Annotated in this window: 12 protein-coding genes; 4 read left to right on the plus strand and 8 right to left on the minus strand. The window is 66.1% G+C overall.

Translation table 11 applies throughout. The features are described 5' to 3' along the window. The first annotated feature begins 297 nt into the window (after positions 1–297). Entirely contained in the window at positions 298–4581 is a 4284-nt protein-coding gene (locus tag QFZ52_RS00330) for a DUF7507 domain-containing protein (RefSeq protein WP_307495643.1), read from the plus strand. 212 nt (positions 4582–4793) lie between these two features. Here the strand turns inward: QFZ52_RS00330 and QFZ52_RS00335 are convergent, their stop codons facing one another. The 3 genes from QFZ52_RS00335 to QFZ52_RS00345 all read right to left on the minus strand — a co-directional run bounded on the left by QFZ52_RS00335 (position 4794) and on the right by QFZ52_RS00345 (position 6219). Further along, positions 4794–4958, minus strand: coding sequence for a hypothetical protein (locus QFZ52_RS00335; RefSeq protein ID WP_307495644.1), 165 nt, complete (start codon positions 4956–4958; stop codon positions 4794–4796). Positions 4959–4978: 20 nt separating this feature from the next. Continuing rightward, entirely contained in the window at positions 4979–5479 is a 501-nt protein-coding gene (locus QFZ52_RS00340; RefSeq protein ID WP_307495645.1) for a hypothetical protein, read from the minus strand. Between the two features lie 80 nt (positions 5480–5559). Then, positions 5560–6219 carry a FadR/GntR family transcriptional regulator gene (locus tag QFZ52_RS00345; RefSeq protein WP_307495646.1) on the minus strand — a complete coding sequence of 220 codons (660 nt, stop codon included), beginning with the start codon at positions 6217–6219 and terminating at the stop codon, positions 5560–5562. A gap of 1219 nt (positions 6220–7438) precedes the next feature. On the opposite strand from QFZ52_RS00345, the gene QFZ52_RS00350 reads away from it, so the two are divergent. Beyond that, positions 7439–11815, plus strand: coding sequence for an Ig-like domain-containing protein (locus QFZ52_RS00350; RefSeq protein WP_307495647.1), 4377 nt, complete (start codon positions 7439–7441; stop codon positions 11813–11815). Between the two features lie 215 nt (positions 11816–12030). Here the strand turns inward: QFZ52_RS00350 and panD are convergent, their stop codons facing one another. From panD to QFZ52_RS00365, 3 genes are all read right to left on the minus strand, one after another. Beyond that, positions 12031–12441 (minus strand): aspartate 1-decarboxylase, encoded by a 411-nt coding sequence (gene panD / locus QFZ52_RS00355; protein WP_307495648.1) that lies wholly within the window; start codon positions 12439–12441, stop codon positions 12031–12033. Between the two features lie 32 nt (positions 12442–12473). Then, positions 12474–13229, minus strand: coding sequence for a sugar phosphate isomerase/epimerase family protein (locus QFZ52_RS00360; RefSeq protein ID WP_307495649.1), 756 nt, complete (start codon positions 13227–13229; stop codon positions 12474–12476). 94 nt (positions 13230–13323) lie between these two features. Then, positions 13324–14850, minus strand: coding sequence for an SDR family oxidoreductase (locus tag QFZ52_RS00365; RefSeq protein ID WP_307495650.1), 1527 nt, complete (start codon positions 14848–14850; stop codon positions 13324–13326). A 95-nt stretch (positions 14851–14945) separates the two neighbouring features. Between QFZ52_RS00365 and QFZ52_RS00370 the strand changes: the two genes are divergently transcribed. Both QFZ52_RS00370 and QFZ52_RS00375 read left to right on the plus strand, forming a co-directional pair. Next, positions 14946–16385, plus strand: coding sequence for a cryptochrome/photolyase family protein (locus tag QFZ52_RS00370; protein WP_307495651.1), 1440 nt, complete (start codon positions 14946–14948; stop codon positions 16383–16385). A gap of 10 nt (positions 16386–16395) precedes the next feature. Then, on the plus strand, positions 16396–16920 hold the full coding sequence (locus tag QFZ52_RS00375) for a MarR family winged helix-turn-helix transcriptional regulator (RefSeq protein WP_307495652.1): 525 nt from the start codon (positions 16396–16398) through the stop codon (positions 16918–16920). A gap of 151 nt (positions 16921–17071) precedes the next feature. Here the strand turns inward: QFZ52_RS00375 and QFZ52_RS00380 are convergent, their stop codons facing one another. Beyond that, positions 17072–18550: a gamma-aminobutyraldehyde dehydrogenase gene (locus QFZ52_RS00380; protein WP_307495653.1), complete on the minus strand. Its 1479-nt coding sequence runs from the start codon at positions 18548–18550 to the stop codon at positions 17072–17074. A gap of 70 nt (positions 18551–18620) precedes the next feature. After that, positions 18621–19304, minus strand: coding sequence for a TetR/AcrR family transcriptional regulator (locus tag QFZ52_RS00385; protein WP_307495654.1), 684 nt, complete (start codon positions 19302–19304; stop codon positions 18621–18623). Between the last annotated feature and the right edge of the window lie 125 nt (positions 19305–19429).

Below are 19429 nucleotides of genomic sequence, written 5' to 3' on the forward strand. Positions count from 1 at the left end.
CAAGGCGTCACGTTCAGCCATTTAATGTCGGACATTTGACGCGGTGTATGTTTGAGGAAACCATGGGTGGACAGCAGGATTCTCGATCGCATCCGAACGGCGGTTCGCCGCCAAGGAGGGGAAATGTTCACTCGTACTTGGTTGCGCTCCAGGGGGAGCCGACACCATGGGACTCCAGGGCGGCGCCCGCCGTCTTCGGGACTGTTTCTGGGAGATGCCACGCGTCGTCTCCGGAACATCACGGCGGCCATCGCTGCCGTGGTCTTAGGCCTGGCCGCCACTCTTGCCGCGGTTGTCGTGGGCGCACCGGCGGCCACAGCCGCCACCAACACTTCGTGCCACTTCTCCGCGTCGGGGACCGGAAAGTACGCCGACACCTTGTGCTGGCTCGACTTCTCCGGGCTCGATCCCGCACAAGCGGTCAACGGCCAGGATTTCGCGTTCACGATCGACGGCGGGAACACCCTTTACGCCACGGTCACCCGTAGCGGCGCTCCGATCGCTCCGGCCGCCTTCCCCACCTGGAGCGGCGCCTACCTCGGCAATCGGGGCTTCTACTCCGGCACTGCGGGAAAGCCTGCGCTGTATCAGGCGGATGCCGGCCAGACCGGCCCGAAGAGCACGCTGACCCTCAGCAATATGCGCGTGGTGACACCTCAGGGCATGGAAGTGACCCAGTGGTCCATGGTCGGCGCCGACGCCGAATCCACGGACGTCAATGAATCGATCACCTGGAATTCGACGAGTCCCATCACCTCGCTGACCGCGACCCGTACGGGCGATGGTCTGGGCAACGCGTGCGCCGGTGGTTTCACCGGTGTCGGCACCACGCAGGTCAAATGTACGGGTGCCGGGACGGCGGCCAAGACCGGCACGGCGATCCTCGCCTCGCAGCGGCCCGTCACCTTCTCCCAGACCATGGTGGGCGGTGGCCGCGAGGCAGTGGCTTTCGGCGTCCTGGTCTCTTCGGTGAAGATGAACAAGACCGTGGCCTCGCGCTTCCCGGGCGACGACTTCCAGGTGGACATCAGCAGTGATGCCGCCGACGTCGCCCACGGCTCCACGGGCGCGACCGGCACCAGCGCCACGACGGGCAAGAACTCCGTCGTCACGCCCGTGCCGGGCATGCCGTTCCACTTCCGTGAAAGCGCGGTGAGTGGCAACCTCAGCAATTACTCGACGTCGTGGAAGTGCACCAATTTCGACCAGGTCGACCCCTCGCTCCCGCAAGGGGGCGCCGGGACCTCGCAGGACATTTTCGTCGCGATCGGCGACGATGTCGAGTGCACCCTGACCAACACCGCGCTCAGCACGGGAATCTCGCTGACCAAGAAGGCCGGCGCCCCCGTGGACGCGAACGGTGACGGGATCACCGACGCCGGGGACACCATCGCCTACACGTTCGACGTGACCAACACCGGCAAGACCGCCCTCACGAACATCGCCGTCGACGACCCCAAGGTCGGTCCAGTGAGCTGCCCGTCGGGGAATCTGGCGCCCGGCGCCTCCACCACCTGCACCGCGCAGTACACGATCACCGCGGACGATGAGAACGCAGGTGAGGTGCACAATGTGGCGTCGGTCAGCGGCAATCCGCCCGGCAGCACCGCCACGGTGAAGTCGGCCACCAGCGAGACCCGGACCCCGGTGACCAAGGCGTCCCCGGCCCTCACGCTGGTGAAGTCCGTGGACAAGACCGAGCTCGTCGCCGGGGAAACCCTGACGTACTCCTTCGTCATCACCAACACGGGCAATGTGCCCTTGAACGATGTCGGCGTGGACGAGACCGCGTTCAGCGGCAACGGTGAGAAGCCCGTGGTCAGCTGCCCGGCCCCGGCGTCGGCGCTCAAGCCAGGGGATCAGGTCACGTGCACCGCCACTTACCAGGTCACTCAGGCCGATGTGGATCAGGGCACCGTGGAGAACACCGCGACGGCCCACGGGACGCCGCCGGGCAAGGACCCGGTGACCAGCGATCCGTCCACCGTGAAGATCCCCGAGGACCCGAAGCCGGGCATCACGCTGACCAAGACGGCGGACAAGACGGAGCTCGTGGCGGGTCAGACGGTCACCTACTCCTTCGCCGTGAAGAACACGGGCAACGTGACCTTGAAGGACGTCCACATCAATGAGGACGAGTTCACGGGATCGGGCGCGAAGCCCCAGGTCTCCTGCCCGGACGCGGCTTCCTCGCTGGCGCCCGGACAGCAGGTGACGTGCACGGCCACGTATCAGGTCACCCAGGTCGATGTGGACCGCGGATCGTTGGACAACTCGGCGACCGCCGGCGGTCAGCCGCCCACCGGGGATCCGGTCACCTCCGACCCGTCGAAGGTGAGCATCCCGGCGCAGCAGAAGCCTGCTGTCACCCTGACCAAGTCCGCCGACAAGACGGAGCTCGTCGTGGGTGAGACGATCACCTACTCCTTCGCCGTGAAGAACACGGGCAATGTGACCTTGAAGGATGTGAAGGTCAACGAGGGATCCTTCACCGGTTCCGGGAAGCTCTCGGCCATCTCCTGCCCGCAGACGTCCCTCGCTCCCGGTGACTCGGTCACGTGCACTGCGACGTATCAGGTCACCCAGGCCGACGTCGACCGGGGGTCCGTGAAGAACAGCGCCACGGCGGCGGGGACGCCGCCCAACGGCGCGGATCCGGTGACCTCGGAGCCGTCCCAGGCCAGCGTCCCGTCCGACCCGAAGCCGAGCCTCAGTTTGCAGAAGAGCGCTTCGCCCTCCCGGGTGGGCGCCGTGGGTGACACCATCAGCTACTCCTTCGCGGTGACCAACACCGGGAACGTCACCCTGCATGACTTAGCGATCGCGGAGGGTTCCTTCACCGGAAGCGGAAAAATGTCCGCCATCGACTGTCCTGACGCAGCCAAGTCCCTCGCGCCGGGTGCTTCCGTGACCTGCACGGCGAGCTACCAGGTCACGCAGGCAGATGTGGATCGTGGATCCGTCCAGAACACGGCGACTGCCGAGGGGACACCGCCCGCGGGTTCGCCGGTGAAATCCTCACCGTCGTCGGTGACCGTCCCTGTGGATCAGAAGCCGGGGATCGCGCTGCAGAAGAGTGCGAGCACGGCGGAACTCGTCGCGGGCCAGAAGGTGACGTACTACTTCGACGCCACCAACACCGGCAACGTGACCCTCCACGACGTGAAGATCACCGAAGGGGAATTCACCGGTTCCGGGAAGCTCTCCGAGATCAGCTGCCCCGACGCGGCGAAGAGCCTGGCGCCTGGAGAGTCGGTTCGCTGCACTGCGACGTACACCGTCACTCAGGAGGATGTGGACCGCGGCTCGGTGCACAACTCGGCGACGGCGAGCGGTGACGATCCCTCGGGTAAGCCGGTCGGATCATCCCCCTCCGAGGTCACCCTTCCGGGAGACCCGAAACCGGACCTGACGATGACCAAGTCCGCAGATAAGACCGAGCTGAAGGCGGGTGAGACGATCACCTATTCCTTCAAAATCACCAACACGGGCAACGTCACCCTGCACGACCTCAAGGTCACCGAGGGAACGTTCACCGGCTCCGGCACGCTCGGCGCCACGTCCTGCCCGAAGACGCCTCTGGCTCCCGGAGACAGCGCCACGTGCACTGCGAGCTATGAGGTGACGCAGGCTGATGTGGACCGTGGTTCGCTGCACAACACCGCCACGGCCACGGGGACCCCGCCCACGGGCGACCCCGTGACCTCGGAGCCGTCGGAGGTCACCGTCCCGCAGGATCCGCATCCCGGCCTGTCGCTGGTGAAGTCGGCCGACAAGACCACCCTGAAGGCGGGGGAGAAGGTCGCATACTCCTTCGTGGCCACGAACACCGGAAACGTGACCCTGACGGACGTGACCATTCAGGAAGGCTCGTTCACGGGCTCGGGTCGGATGTCGGGGATCACGTGTCCGGAGGCCGCGAGGTCCGTGGCGCCGGGGGCGTCGGTGATCTGCACGGCCACCTATCTGGTGACTCAGGCGGATGTCGACCGGGGTTCGGTGACGAATACCGCTACCGCTTCCGGGAAGACGCCCTCCGGGCAGCCCGTGGGCTCACAGCCTTCCGAGGTGTCCGTGCCTCAGAAACCGACGCCGGCGCTCACCCTGGTGAAGACGGCTGACCGGACGGTGCTCAGCCACGTGGGGGAGCGCGTCGTCTACACGTTCACGATCACCAACACGGGCAATGTCACCCTCAGGGAGCCGGCCGTGCGCGAGGGATCGTTCTCGGGGAGCGGCAAGCTGTCTCCGGTCTCCTGCCCGAAGGAAACGGCGGGGCTGGCACCCGGCGCCTCGGTGCGGTGCACCGCCGCCTATGTCGTGACGGGCGAAGACCTTGCCCAGGGGAAGCTGAGCAACACGGCGACGGCATCCGCCATCGCTCCGGATGGCTCCGCCGTCGGCTCGCAGCCGTCGTCGGTGACGCTCAAGGGAACGCCGACGCCGACGGCACCGCCCCTCGCTGAGACGGGCGCGGCCAGCGGTCCGGGCCTGGCGCTCGGTGCGGCGGCTCTGGTGCTCACCGGACTGGCGCTCGTGGTCGCGTTCCGCCGTCGGGAGGCCGCAGAGTCCGATTGCTGAGAAGCACGGCCGTGCCAAAAACGGCGTGAGATGCCTGGAGCCCGCCAGCGTCAACGCTGGCGGGCTCCAGGCATTCAAGCGCCGATACGCGGTCCCGGCGTGCTGATTTCTCAGGTCAGGCGCCGCATTTCCCAGGTCAGGCGCCGCAGAAAACTGAGGAGCAGACCGATGGGGTGGTGGCTTGGAGGCGAAGACCGGCAGCAGTGCCGATCTCAGGCCACGCGTTGGCGCGAGGTCAGGAGCCCTTCGGTGAAGCGGACCGCGGCGGAGGTCTCCCGGGCGCCGATCGCCGTCAGGAGTTCGGTCCGGGCGAGTACCTGAGCGGGTGATGGGGCGCTGGGAACGGCGCTGGACTCCGTCGTTCCCAGGTCGCTCAACCGATCGTAGATCCGCAGCATCAGGCCGTTACCGGTCCGGAGGACGAGTTCACGGTCGAATGCCGCCAGGCTCTCCGCCGTCTGGGTCTCCGTGGCACGGGCAAGAGCGAACTCCAGGGTGGGTCTAGGTCCTCCTGGGTCGCCTGAGACGCCAGGCGGCGGACGCACTGGCACAGCAGTGCGTTGCGGGCCTCCCCGAGGGCATGTGCCCGGTCCGCAACGCTGACGAAGGGCTGGTCGAGGTCGGCATTTCCATGGCCGCTGCCGGGGGAAGAGCCCCGGTCTCGAGCGGACAGGCGGCCCGACTCGGCGTCGTGCAGAAGAACACCTTGGGACAGGAAACCGTCCAGGACTTCCTGGATGCTCGCCATGTCCTGGTCTTTGAAGATCCGGCCGAGCTCGGGGACGCTGGGCAGCGTGGTGCCGGTGGGCCACACGCCGGAGCTGATCCAGTGTTCGAGACGCTGCGCGAAGCTGTACGAGGTGCCGTCTGCCGGAGGGGTGGTGTGATCGACATTCACCTGTCAAGTGTACGACAATTGGGAAGGATGGTCCGTGGGGCCCGACGTGTGCGAATGCGGGACGCCGGCGGGGCTGACCCCTATCTGAAGCCGTCCACGATCGCCTGGGCCGCGACGACGGCCGCGTTCGCATCTCTCTGCTGAAGTGCGCTCAGAAGATCCCGGTGTTCCTGCTCCAAAGCGGCCGGATCCTCGATCTTCGGATAGTTTTTCGCGTTCTCGAGGATTGCCGGTTCGAGGCCGTAATGGAGTTCGGCCATCAGGGGATTGCCCGAGGCTTCCACGATGGCTCGATGAAAGCGGATGTCAGCCAGGAGTCGTTCCTGTGCGTCGCCGGCGTTCTCACGGTCGTGCAGATGCCCTGAAATCAGGTGGAGTTGATCGTCCGTGACGCGGGTCGCGGCCAACCGCGATGCCTGGATCTCCAGTCCGGCGCGCACTTCAAGAACTTCATCCGACCCATCGTCCTTGACGCGGCGAGCGAGGACGGCCCCGAGTTCGCTGGTCGAGCGGACGTAGGTTCCGTCGCCGGGCCGGGACTCGAGGAGGCCGAGGTGAACCAAGGCGCGCAGCGACTCCCGCACTGTGTTCCGGCTCGTCTCAAAGGTCTTCATGAGCTCGAATTCGCCGGGGACCTTGGTGCCGACCGGCCAGGTGCCATTCGTGATGTTCTCGCGCAATTGATCCCCGATCTGGACTGAAAGAGGGATGTTGCGGGTGGCGGGGCGCAGAGATGTCACAGTTCCAAGGGTAGGCCAAGGACACTATCGAGCGCCTACTGTCAACCGAACGAGTAGTCGGGCGTAGTGCATGGAGCGCCTCGGCGGGTTCGGCTCGGACGTTCCCCGCGTGCCTAGCCGGACTAGCGGTTCCGTCACCTTCGGTGTGCAATTGCCCGACATTTGAATAGCCACTATTCTGAGTGATAGGTACGAGTTGCGCGGGCTTGTCTGTCCTTTGATATCTGCTTCAGACCAGCTGGGGGCCGCGTGGACTGGAGGCGGGTCGGTCTGGCGTGTCCCTCGCTCGCCGGCAGACTCGTGCTTTCCCGTTGGAGATGTTTGCACCCTGAAGGAGACCGATATGAGCCAACCTGCTATGAGACAACCTGCGCGTCATAGACGAAGAATGCCATTGCACGATGCGCGTAAGATCGGCGCCTCGGTGCTGGCTGCTGCCGTCGCGGTGAGCGGCACGCTTGGCGCGTCACTCGCCATGGCCCCCGCTGCGTCCGCGGCCGCTGAGAACGGTTACGTGTTCAACGACACGTGGCAGCTGGTGAACCCAGGATCTGCCTCAACTGATAACACCTTGCCCGCTCTGCGTAACAACGCAACCTATGAAGCCACCTCTCGGCTGCCTACGCGGACAGGCAACATCGGAATCAAGATGGAGCTTAAAGAGAGCGCCGGAACTGTCAAGGGCACTAACGTCCTGGATGCTGTCGGGCACCAGGATGCATGGAGAGCTTCATCCCAAACGTTCCTTGGCTCGCCCACTCCATCCAGCCTGCCTGCCGTTGCAGTGGAGACCAATCCTTCGAACTGTGGCACTTTCGACTCGATGGAGAAGACCAACTTCAATGGGGTGTGTGAAGACGCCTCCGAGGTCACCATCACCTTTGATCATGCTGTGACCGATCCGATTCTGGATGTGAGTGGCCTAGGTGGTTATCTCTGGGCCAGGGCTAGAGACTCCTCCAACGACCCATATTCTTACCGGGGCGGGTTCCTTCAGCAGAACTGGAAGCTTCTGACCCAGGGGGTGACGCTGGAAGCTCCACAGGGCACCACGCCATCGAATCTGGCGATCACGGCTGACAGCTTCAAGCCGGCCTCACGCAACGCTGGCGGTAACTGTGATGCTCCCGTGCAGGACAACCCGGGCGCAAGCAACGCGAGTCCCCGAGTCGATACCGCAGGCTGCGGGTCGGTCCTCATGCGTGGCACTTTCAGCACCGTGACGTTCCGCATCGATCACACGGTCTCTCCTTTCACCGCATTCTCCACCGCTCAGTACGGCACGGGCAGTGACTGGTTCGCCAGCGACCGGAAGATGATGGACGGTATAAACGGTCTGAACGCCACCTGGGGCGAATCCGCGAAGCTGCCCAACAACACTGTCAGGGTCCAGAATGACCAGGCTCACTTCTCCCTGCGCCTGCCCCAGACCGGCGTCATCGGTGACCGTGTCTGGAACGATGCCAACGGCAACGGCATCCAGGACGCCGGCGAAGCCGGCATCTCCGGTGTGAAGGTTGAGCTGCTGGATGAGAACGGCCAGCCCGTCCTTGACGCCAACGGCAACCCCATCACGACCACCACCGATGCCAACGGCGCCTACAACTTCCAGGATCTGCCGCTGGGCAAGTACAAGCTTCGCTTCAGCGGCGCACCAGCGGGCATGTCTCCGACGGTTCCCGCAGCCGGTGATGATCGCACCAAGGACTCCGACATCAATGCCGCAGGCGAAACCGGAACCCTCGATCTGAACTCCGATACTCCGGAGCAGAACGACATCGACGCAGGCTACTCGGCCGGACCGACTGCCACTGATGATCAGTCCTTGAATAACGACCAGGGCACCGCGGTGAAGGTCCCGGTCTTGTCCAATGACAAGGGTGATCTGGACCCGTCGACGGTGAAGTTGAAGGATCCGAACGGTAACCCCGTCGACTCTTTGACTGTTGCTGGTGAGGGTAAGTGGACGGTGGATCCGAAGACCGGCGACGTGACGTTCACCCCGGAGGCCGGGTTCACGAAGAACCCGACGCCGGTGAACTACACGGTGAAGGATGAGAACGGTCAGGAAACTGGTGCGAAGGTCACGGTGACCTATAAGCCGGAAGCCACCGATGATGAATCTCTGAATAACAAGCAGGGCACCACTGTTACGGTCCCGGCCCTGAAGAACGACAAGGGCGACCTCGACCCGTCGACCGTCAAGTTCAAGGATCCGAACGGTAACCCCGTCGACTCCTTGACTGTTGCTGGTGAGGGTAAGTGGACCGTGGAACCGAAGACCGGTGACATCACCTTCACCCCGGAGGCCGGTTTCACCGGCAACCCCACCCCGGTCAACTACATCGTGAAGGACCATGCAGGCAACGAAACCGGTGCCAAGGTCACGATCACTTACGCCGAAATGCCTGTGGCCGCTGACGATCAGTCCTTGAATAACGATCAGGGTACGGCGGTGAAGGTTCCGGTTCTGTCCAATGACAAGGGTGATCTGGATCCGTCGACGGTGAAGCTGAAGGATCCGAACGGCAATCCCGTTGATTCGTGGACTGTTGCTGGTGAGGGTAAGTGGACGGTGGATCCGCAGACTGGTGACATCACCTTCGCTCCGGAGGCCGGCTTCACGGGTAATCCGACCCCGGTGAACTACACGGTGAAGGACAAAAACGGCAACGAGACCGGTGCCAAGGTCACGGTGACGTACAAGCCGGAAGCCGCCGATGACGAGTCCCTGAACAACGACCAGGGAACTACCGTCACCGTGCCCACCCTGAAGAACGATAAGGGTGATCTGGATCCGTCGACGGTGAAGCTGAAGGATCCGAACGGCAATCCCGTTGATTCCTTGACTGTTGTTGGTGAGGGTAAGTGGACGGTGGATCCCAAGACCGGTGATATCACCTTCGCTCCGGAGGCCGGTTTCACGGGTAACCCGACGCCGGTGAACTACACCGTGAAGGACAAGAACGGGCAGGAGACCGGTGCCAAGGTCACCGTGACCTACAAGCCCGAAGCCACCGACGACCAGTCGCTCAACAACCCTCAGGGAACGGCAGTCAAGGTGCCGGTGCTGGCCAACGATAAGGGCGACCTCGACCCCTCCACGGTGAAGCTCAAGGATGCAAACGGTAACCCCGTTGATTCCTTGACCGTTGCTGGTGAGGGTAAGTGGACCGTGGATCCGAAGACCGGTGACATCACCTTCACCCCGGAGGCCGGTTTCACGGGTAACCCGACGCCGGTGAACTACACCGTGAAGGACAAGAACGGGCAGGAGACCGGTGCGAAGGTCACCGTGACCTACAAGCCCGAAGCCACCGACGACCAGTCGCTCAACAACCCTCAGGGAACGGCAGTCAAGGTGCCGGTGCTGGCCAACGATAAGGGCGACCTCGACCCCTCCACGGTGAAGCTCAAGGATGCAAACGGTAACCCCGTTGATTCCTTGACCGTTGCTGGTGAGGGTAAGTGGACCGTGGATCCGAAGACCGGTGACATCACCTTCGCTCCGGAGGCCGGCTTCACGGGTAATCCGACCCCGGTGAACTACACGGTGAAGGACAAAAACGGCAACGAGACCGGTGCCAAGGTCACGGTGACGTACAAGCCGGAAGCCACCGATGACGAGTCCCTGAACAACGACCAGGGAACTACCGTCACCGTGCCCACCCTGAAGAACGATAAGGGCGACCTCGATCCCTCCACGGTGAAGCTGAAGGATCCGAACGGCAATCCCGTTGATTCCTTGACTGTTGTTGGTGAGGGTAAGTGGACGGTGGATCCCAAGACCGGTGATATCACCTTCGCTCCGGAGGCCGGTTTCACGGGTAACCCGACGCCGGTGAACTACACCGTGAAGGACAAGAACGGGCAGGAGACCGGTGCCAAGGTCACCGTGACCTACAAGCCCGAAGCCACCGACGACCAGTCGCTCAACAACCCTCAGGGAACGGCAGTCAAGGTGCCGGTGCTGGCCAACGATAAGGGCGACCTCGACCCCTCCACGGTGAAGCTCAAGGATGCAAACGGTAACCCCGTTGATTCCTTGACCGTTGCTGGTGAGGGTAAGTGGACCGTGGATCCGAAGACCGGTGACATCACCTTCACCCCGGAGGCCGGTTTCACGGGTAACCCGACGCCGGTGAACTACACCGTGAAGGACAAGAACGGGCAGGAGACCGGTGCGAAGGTCACCGTGACCTACAAGCCCGAAGCCACCGACGACCAGTCGCTCAACAACCCTCAGGGAACGGCAGTCAAGGTGCCGGTGCTGGCCAACGATAAGGGCGACCTCGACCCCTCCACGGTGAAGCTCAAGGATGCAAACGGTAACCCCGTTGATTCCTTGACCGTTGCTGGTGAGGGTAAGTGGACCGTGGATCCGAAGACCGGTGACATCACCTTCACCCCTGAGGCCGGTTTCACGGGTAACCCGACGCCGGTCAACTACACCGTGAAGGATCACGCAGGCAACGAGACCGGTGCGAAGGTCACCGTGACCTACAAGCCGGAAGCCACCGACGATCAGTCCCTGAACAATGACCAGGGAACGGCTGTCAAGGTGCCGGTGCTGGCCAACGATAAGGGCGACCTCGATCCCTCCACGGTGAAGCTCAAGGACAAGGACGGTAACCCCGTTGATTCCTTGACCGTCCCGGGTGAGGGTAAGTGGACGGTGGATCCCAAGACCGGTGACGTCACCTTCGCTCCGGAGGCCGGCTTCACGGGTAACCCGACCCCGGTGAACTACACCGTGAAGGACAAGAACGGGCAGGAGACCGGTGCCAAGGTCACCGTGACCTACAAGCCGGAAGCCACCGACGATCAGTCCCTGAACAACAAGCCGGCAACGGCTGTCAAGGTGCCGGTGCTCGGCAATGACAAGGGCGATCTGGACCCGTCCACGGTGAAGATCACGGACAAGAACGGCAAACCGGTTTCCGAGCTGGTCGTTCCGGGTCAGGGTAAGTGGACGGTGGATCCGAAGACCGGTGACATCATCTTCACCCCGGAGAAGGGCTTCACGGGTAACCCCACCCCGGTCAACTACACCGTGAAGGACCGTAACGGCAACGAGACCGGGGCGAAGGTCACGGTCACCTACTCTCCGGAGACTCCGGTGGCGCCTAAGGCCAAGGACGATGAGTCCTTGGACAACCAGCCGGGTACCGCGGTCACCGTCCCGGTGGTCGGAAACGATGAAGGAAACCTGGACCCGTCCACGGTCAAGATCATCGATCCCCGCACCGGCACCCCGGTCGACAAGCTCGTCGTTCCAGGTGAAGGCACCTGGACCGTGAACTCGAAGACCGGCGACATCACGTTCACCCCAGAGAAGGGCTTCACCGGAAATCCGACCCCGATCGAGTACCTGATCAAGGACAAGAACGGCAAGGAAACCCGGGCTAAGGTCACCGTCACTTACCAGAGCACCAAGCCCGGTGTCCCTGGTGATCCGGCACCGGCCAACCCGGCACCGGGCGGAGACCTCGCCTACACCGGCGCGAACATCGGATTCGGCACCATCGCCGCAGGAGCACTTCTGTTCCTCGGCGGCGCCGCGCTGCTGATCTTCCGCCGTCGCCGCCAGCACTGACCCCTCGCTGCGGCCACTGAAGGCCCCGTTGCTCCTCACCTGGAGCGACGGGGCCTTCGGCGTCGTCAGGATTGCACGAAATGCGTGGGGCGAGGGCAGCGCGGCGGTGCTGTGAAGTCCGGGGCCGGCACGCCGGCGTCATCGCGCCGGAGAGGTGTGCAGGGATCCGGGTGTCCGGCGGGGAGGGAACCCGGAGAGCTGGAGCGCTGGGCGGTTCAGACCGCGTACGGCGGGCGGACCGAGCCGGCCGTGACGGCTTCCGCGGGATCCGAGCCCAGCTGGATGATGCGGTTCTCGCCGTCCACATGCACCACGCTGGGGACGAACGCGCGCGCTTCCTCGCTGGTCATCTGGCCGTAGCTCATCAGGATGACGGTGTCGCCCACGTGGACCAGATGCGCGGCGGCGCCATTGATCCCGATCACGCCGGAGCCTCGCTCACCCGCGATCGTGTACGTCTCCAGCCGCGAACCGTTCGTGACGTCCACGATCGAGACGAGTTCGCCCGGCAGGATGTCCGAGGCTTCCAGCAGGTCGAGGTCCACTGTCACCGAACCCACATAGTGGAGATCGGCGTGGGTCACCGTGGCACGGTGGATCTTGGACTTGAACATGGTGCGCAGCATAGCGACTCAAGTCTACGCCGCCCGGCCGGGCGTCAGTCCTGCCCGATCGCCCGCCTCAGCCAGTCGGCGTCGCGCGTCAGGGCCTCAGGGGAGTCCTCCGGCACGAATTCGAACATCACGTCCACCGGTCTGTCCGCCCCCCGCAGCACCTCGGCGGCGCCGAGCCACAGGTCCTCGCGGGCCTCCAGCGGCAGACGCGCATCGAACGGCCACCAGGAGAAACAGTGCACCCCGGACAGCCGGGGCAGCAGTGCTTCGAGGTGGCGAAGAGCTTCCTCGGCGGGCTGATCCACATTCGGCTGCCAGTACACGCCGACGTTATCCCGGTCCACCTCCTCCAGCAGCGCCTGCGTGCTCTCCAGGGTATCGGTGAGGGTGTTGCGGTGATACTCCAGTGCCAGCACGACGCCGGCCTCCGCCGCCGCGTCGGCGGCATCCCGCAGGCCGCGGATCACCCGCGCCCGGTGAGCCGGGCTGGACGCCTCGGTGCCGAGCGTGCCCGCCCAGACGCGGATCCGTGGTGTGCCCAGCGCGAGTGCGGTGTCGAGGACGGGGCGGAAGTCGTCGTCGTGCGACTCGGCCCGGTGGTAGGAGCCCAGGGAAAGGACGCGCAGCGCCGCGGCCTCGGTGAGGCGGCGGACTTCGAGGGCGGCGGCCGGGTCCGGGCAGTGCACATCGGAACCCCATTCGATCCCCGCCAGGCCGGCGCCGCTCGCCGCGGCGAGGACTCCGGGAACGTCGAGGTGCCGGAAGGTGACGGAGCAGAGCCCCAGGGTGAGGTCGGGCATGAAGCCAGCCTAGGCGTGAGCCGGGAGGTGCGGGCGGAGATGACCGCAGTTGCACACCGCCTTCGCCGGTTCAGGGCCCGTCCGTCAGCTCCCGTCAGCTCCCGGCGTTCGCCTCGTGCCGGCTCACGCTCGCACGGCGAGCGGCGGCCTCCGTGATGCGCACGGCCATCCCCTTGAAGATCACGCCGTGGAACGGCAGGACCGCGAGCCAGTACAGCCGGCCGGGCAGGCCGTGCGGCAGGAAGATCGCGCGCTGGTGGTACTCGGTGACGCCGTCGGACTGCTCGATCGACAGCTCCAGCCACGCCCGCCCAGGCACCTTCATCTCGGCGCGGAGCCGGAGCAGGTGGCCGGGGTCGAGGGCCTCCACGCGCCACCAGTCGAGGACGTCGCCGAGGTGGAGCAGTCGCGGGTCGCGTCGGCCCCGACGCAGGCCGACGCCGCCCGCCAGCTTGTCGATCCAGCCGCGCACCGACCAGGCGAGCGGGAAGGAGTACCAGCCGTTCTCACCGCCGATCCCCTGGATGACATCCCACAGCTCCTCGGGTGAGGCGTCCGTCTTCTGGACCCTTGTGTCCGTGAACACCGTGCCGCCGGTCCAGTCGGGGTCGCTCGGCAGGGGGTCGGAGGGCGTCTGCACCGCGCTCGACCCGGCCCAGGTGGTCTCCACTTCGCCGCGTTCGATCTTGACGAGCGCCAGTTCGACGGCCCGCCGGTAATCGGTCAGCCCGCCGGGTGGGGGAGCGATGTGCTGGTCGATCGAGTGCTCGCGCACGACGCAGTCGTTCTGCAGTGATTCGACCAGCGGCACCGCCAGGGACCGCGGGATGGGCGTCACGAGATTCACCCATTGCGCGGCCAGCCAGGGGGTGAGCACCGGCAGGGGCAGGATGACGGGCGGCCGCAGCCCGGCGGCCCGGGCGTAGTCCTTCATCATGTCCGCATACGTGAGGACGCTCGGTCCGCCGATGTCGAAGGTCGTGTTCACTTCGGGCGGCAGATCGGCGGCCTCCTCGAGGTAGTAGAGGGCGTCCCGCACGGCGATCGGCTGGACCCGGTTCAGGACCCAGCGCGGCGCGGGCATGACCGGCAGGACGTCCGTCAAGTGCCGGATCATCTCGAAACTCGCCGATCCGGATCCGATCACGAGGCCCGCCTGCAGCACCGCGGTCGGGACGCCGGACGCGAGGAGGATGCGCCCGACGTCGCGCCGGGACTGCAGATGGCGGCTCAGGTTGGTTCCGGGGTTGAGGCCGCTGAGATAGACGATGCGTCCGACGCCGGCGCGCTGGGCGCCCTGGGCGACGGTCTGCGCGCCCACACGCTCGCGTTCCGCGAAGCGCTCATGGGATCCGCCGCCCATCGAGTGCACCAGGTAGTAGAGGACGTCGGCGCCGCGGCAGAGGGCGTCCATCGCGTCGGCGTCCTCGAGGCTCCCGGGCACGACCTCGACGTCGTGCCGCCAGGGGACGTCGCGGAGTTTCTCCGGGGTGCGGGCCAGCACTCGGACCCGGTGCCCCGCTTCGACGAGCCGGGGGACGAGCCGTCCGCCCAGATATCCGGTCGCGCCCGCGACGGCGATCGTCCGGCGCCTGCGGTCTCCGTGGTCTTCAGTGGACATCGGACTCCTCCTGTCTGGACACACCCTGTCTGGACACGCCTCGTTTACTAGACGATCATATTTGTAGATAATCGAGCGATTCAAGAGGTGATGCCATGACCGGGAGGCCGGAAGTCTCCATCGTCTGGTTCCGTGACGACCTGCGCACGGCGGACCATCCCGCCCTGCGGGCCGCCCTCGACGCCGGGCCGGCGATCGCGCTGTATGTGCTGGACGAACAGTCGCCCGGCGTGCGGCCTCTCGGGGGCGCCGCGCGCTGGTGGCTGCACCACGCGCTCGCCGACCTGCGGGAGCGGCTCGCCGAGCTCAACGTGCCACTGGTGATCCGCCGTGGGCCGGCTGCTTCGGTGGTGCCGGACGTGGCATCGCGCGCGGCAGCCGGCGCCGTCTTCTGGAACCGTCGTTACGGCGCTCCCGAGCGGCGGGCCGACCAGGCGGTCAAAGCCCTCCTGGCGGCGGCCGGCCGCACGGGCAAGAGCTTCCAGGCCACGCTGCTGCATGAACCCTGGCGCATCGCCACGTGGCAGGGCAATCCGTACCGCGTGTTCACCCCGTTCTGGAAGACGCTGAGCGCCCAGGATTTCCGGCCGCCACTGGCCGTGCCGGAACCGCAGGATGCCCGGAACCTCGCCGTGCCGGGCGGGCTGCAGCTGGGGGACCTGGAGCTTCTGCCCAGCCATCCGGACTGGTCGGGGCCGCTGGCCGAGGCCTGGACACCCGGCGAGCAGGCCGGGCAGGAGGCGCTCGCGGACTTCCTCGACGAGCGCCTGGCCGACTATCGCGAGGCCCGGGAGCGGCCCGGCGTCGACGGCTCCAGCCGGCTCTCGCCCTATCTGCGCTGGGGGCACGTGAGCCCCTTCCAGGTGTGGGCCGGGCTGGCGCCACTGCGCCGGGAGGCGCCCGAGAGCTCCGCGACGTTCGCCTCTGAACTGGGCTGGCGGGAGTTCGCGTGGCACCAGCTCTATCACCATCCACGGCTGGCCACGGTGAACCTCCGCCCGGAGTTCGACCGCCATCCGTGGTGGCTCCCGGGCGAGGATGAGCCCGACGGCGGATCCGGGGATGCGGACATGGCCGCCCTGCTGCACGCCTGGCAGCGGGGGACCACGGGCATCCCGCTCGTGGACGCGGGCCAGCGCCAGCTGTGGAACACCGGGTGGATGCACAACCGGGTGCGGATGGTCAGCGCGAGCTTCCTGGTGAAGAATCTCGGCATCCACTGGCGGCTGGGCGAGCAGTGGTTCTGGGACACCCTGGTGGATGCGGACGCCGCCGCGAACCCCTTCAACTGGCAATGGGCTGCAGGCAGTGGCGCGGACGCCGCGCCGTTCTTCCGGATCTTCAATCCGCAGATCCAGGCGAAGACCCATGACCCGGACGGCCGGTACCTCGCGGAGTGGATCCCGGAACTGAACATGCCCGAGTACCCCGAACCGTGCGTGGACCTCGCGGATTCCCGGAAGGACGCCCTGGATCGCCTCAAGATGATGTCCGAATCCGGGGCGCAACAGGCCCAGACGGCCGGGAGATCCTAAGATGTATCGCATGCATGCGGAAGAAAGCGCCTTCGGCGTGGAGTCATCCCCGGAACGTGAGCGCCTCGCCGCCGCCCCCGGGTTCGAAGTGCTGTTCCTCCTGCAGAAGTTCACCACCGAAGCGGAACGTTACTCCGAAGTGGTCCGGCGTCATCACGGGCTGGCCCGCAACGACATCCACGCGATCAACGCCGTCGTAGAGGCCGACCGGACCGGCGCGACCGTCACGCCCCGCGACCTCCGCCGGCTCCTGATCCTCAGCTCGGCGGCCATGACGTCCGTGCTCGACCGCCTCGAGGCGTCGGGGCATCTGCAACGGCATCCGAGCCCGGTGGACCGGCGCCAGCTGGTGCTCAGCTCGACCCCGAGCGCCCGCGCGACGGGCCGGGAGATGTTCGACCCCATGGTCGAGCACATGATGCCGGTGCTGGGGGAGTACTCGGAGGAGCAGGTCGCCCTGTTCGAAGAGATGATCATGAAGCTCACCGACGCCATCGCGGCCGCCCGCGAGGAAGTCCAGGCGGCCGAGGGGTGACCCGCTAGATGCCGGAAGCCGTCCCTCACCGTGGGAATCCACGGCGAGGGACGGCCTCTGCTTATCCGGGCGGCGCTGATCCGGGGGTGCTTTCCGGGCGGTGCGGGCCCCGGGCGGTGCGGCCCCCGGGGCGCCCGTCGCCCCGTCTCGGTCAGCGCAGCGCGAAGATGGTGCGGTGCCACTCCTTCTCCACGACGCCGCCCAGTTCGAACATCACGTGCTTGACCTGGGTGTACTCCTCGAAGGAGTAGGCGGACATGTCCTTGCCGAAGCCGGACTGCTTGAAGCCGCCGTGCGGCATCTCGGAGATGATCGGGATGTGGTCGTTCACCCACACGCATCCGGCCTTGATCTCGCGGGTCGCGCGGAGGGCGCGCTGGATGTTCGAGGTCCAGGCGGAGGCGGCCAGCCCGTAGACGGTGTCGTTGGCGAGGGCGATGGCCTCGTCGTCGTCATCGAAGGGCAGGACGACCAGGACGGGACCGAACACCTCGTTCTTGACGATCTCGGAGTCCGGGGCGGCGTCCACGATCAGGGTGGGGCGGTAGAACGCGCCGTCGCCCAGGCCGTCCTCGGTGGGGATGTACCCGCCGGCCGCCACCCGGGCGTAGCCGCGCGCCCGCTCGACCATGCCGGCCACGTGGTCCCGGTGACGGAAGGAGGACAGCGAGCCGATGTCCGCGCCGTCGTTCTCCGGGGTGCCCAGGACGATGCCGTCGAACCGCGCGGCGAGCTTGTCCACGAACTCCTGGTAGACACTGCGGTGCACCAGCGCGCGGGTGGCCGCCGTGCAGTCCTGGCCCGAGTTGATCAGGGAACCCGCGACGGCGCCGTGCACCGCGGCGTCGATGTCGGCGTCGTCGAACACGACGAAGGGCGCCTTGCCGCCCAGCTCCAGGTGCACGCGCTTGGCGTTCACCGCGGCGGCCTCGAGCACCGTGCGGCCCACGGCGGTGGAACCGGTGAAGGAGACCATGTCCACGTGGGGATGGCGCATGAGCGCCGCGCCGATGGTGCTGCCGCTCCCCACCAGGACGTTCACGACGCCGTCCGGCAGGCCCGCCTCGGTCAGCGCCTCGGCGAACATCACGGACGTCAGGGGAGTGATCTCCGCTGGCTTGAGGATGATCGTGTTGCCCGCGGCGATGGCGGGCAGGATCTTCCACGCGGCCATCTGGAGCGGGTAGTTCCACGGCGCGATGGACCCGATGACGCCGATCGCCTCGCGGCGGATGGCCGAGGTGTGGTCGGCCGAGTACTCCGCCATGGCCTTGCCTTCGAGGTTCCGGGCGGCGCCGGCGAAGAAGTCGACGTTGTCGATGGTGCCCGGGACGTCGAACTCGCGGCACAGGCGCAGCGGCTTGCCGGTCTGGGAGCTCTCCGCCTGGGCGAACTCCTCGGCACGGGCCTCCAGGATGCGGGCGAAACGCTGGAGGATCGCGGAGCGCTCTCCGGGGGTGGTGCGGGACCACGCGGGGAACGCGGCGCGGGCGGCGGCGACGGCGGCCTCCAGGTCACGCAGACCCGCGAGGGTGACGGTGGCGGTGACCTCACCCGTGGCCGGGTTGATCACGTCCTGGGTGGCTCCGGAGGCGCCGGTGACGGCCTTGCCGTTGATGAACTGGTGCATGGTGCGCCCTTCTCTGACTGTGAGTGCTCAGCCGTGGTGGATCGCCTCGGAACCCGCCACGGCTGAGCACTCACATGGCAGAGAGGTCGCTTTCGCGCTCAGCGCTGTCCAGGATGGCGGCGAGGCCGGCCTGGAACGTGCTGAGGGAGTCGAGCCCTTGCAGGGCCCGGTGATGCTTTTCGAGCAGCGGGTGCCCGGACAGGTGGGAGAACACCCGCGGGTTGAGCCACGGGTCGTGTCCCTGGGAATCGGGAAGCCGCTGGATCTCCAGGGCGATCCCGGCGCCGAGGGCCAGCGTGTAGCTTTCGAGGGCCGCGTAGTAGTGCACCACGCGCTCCTTGGGGAGCTTCGCGTCCGTGAGGCACTGCAGCACGAACTCGATGGCTTTCAGCTCGCCGGGACCGTAGGTGTCCGTGGCGAAGGATTCGCTGCCCAGGGAGGGGTACTGCATGAAGACCCTGAGCAGTTCGTCCAGATAAGCTTCGAGCCGGGCCCGCCAGTCACGCTGCCGGCCTGCGGCCAGCGTGCGTTCCACGGAGAGGGCGAAGAGCCGGTCCAGAGCCGCGCGGATGATGGCGTCCCGATTGCGGAAATGCCGGTACACCGCGGTGGCGTCCACTCCGAGTTCCTCGCCCAGGCGGCGGAACGTCAGGCGCTCGCCGGGTTCCTGTCCGGCGATTTTCAGGACTGCGTCGATGATGGTTTCCGGGTCAAGCCGTGCGCGGCGATCACTGGGCTGCGCGGCCTGCGCCATCTATCCACCCCGCTTCCATGCCTCGGTTCTGGAACCCCACGGTACACGATGCCGAGGCCGGCGCGTCAAGGGAGTCAGCCTCGATGTCATTAACGATGTCAACGCTGTTGACTTAACTGTGACCC

It is taken from the genome of Arthrobacter woluwensis, from assembly GCF_030816155.1.
GTDB classification, from domain to species: domain Bacteria; phylum Actinomycetota; class Actinomycetes; order Actinomycetales; family Micrococcaceae; genus Arthrobacter_E; species Arthrobacter_E woluwensis_A.

What these genes read in the sequence shown, in the direction of transcription:
- QFZ52_RS00360 (WP_307495649.1), bottom strand. Translation starts at nt 13,229, where the DNA reads ATGCCCGACCTCACCCTGGGGCTCTGCTCCGTCACCTTCCGGCACCTC.
- QFZ52_RS00385 (WP_307495654.1), bottom strand. Translation starts at nt 19,304, where the DNA reads ATGGCGCAGGCCGCGCAGCCCAGTGATCGCCGCGCACGGCTTGACCCG.
- QFZ52_RS00380 (WP_307495653.1), bottom strand. Translation starts at nt 18,550, where the DNA reads ATGCACCAGTTCATCAACGGCAAGGCCGTCACCGGCGCCTCCGGAGCC.
- panD (WP_307495648.1), bottom strand. Translation starts at nt 12,441, where the DNA reads ATGCTGCGCACCATGTTCAAGTCCAAGATCCACCGTGCCACGGTGACC.
- QFZ52_RS00370 (WP_307495651.1), top strand. Translation starts at nt 14,946, where the DNA reads ATGACCGGGAGGCCGGAAGTCTCCATCGTCTGGTTCCGTGACGACCTG.
- QFZ52_RS00365 (WP_307495650.1), bottom strand. Translation starts at nt 14,850, where the DNA reads ATGTCCACTGAAGACCACGGAGACCGCAGGCGCCGGACGATCGCCGTC.
- QFZ52_RS00375 (WP_307495652.1), top strand. Translation starts at nt 16,396, where the DNA reads ATGCATGCGGAAGAAAGCGCCTTCGGCGTGGAGTCATCCCCGGAACGT.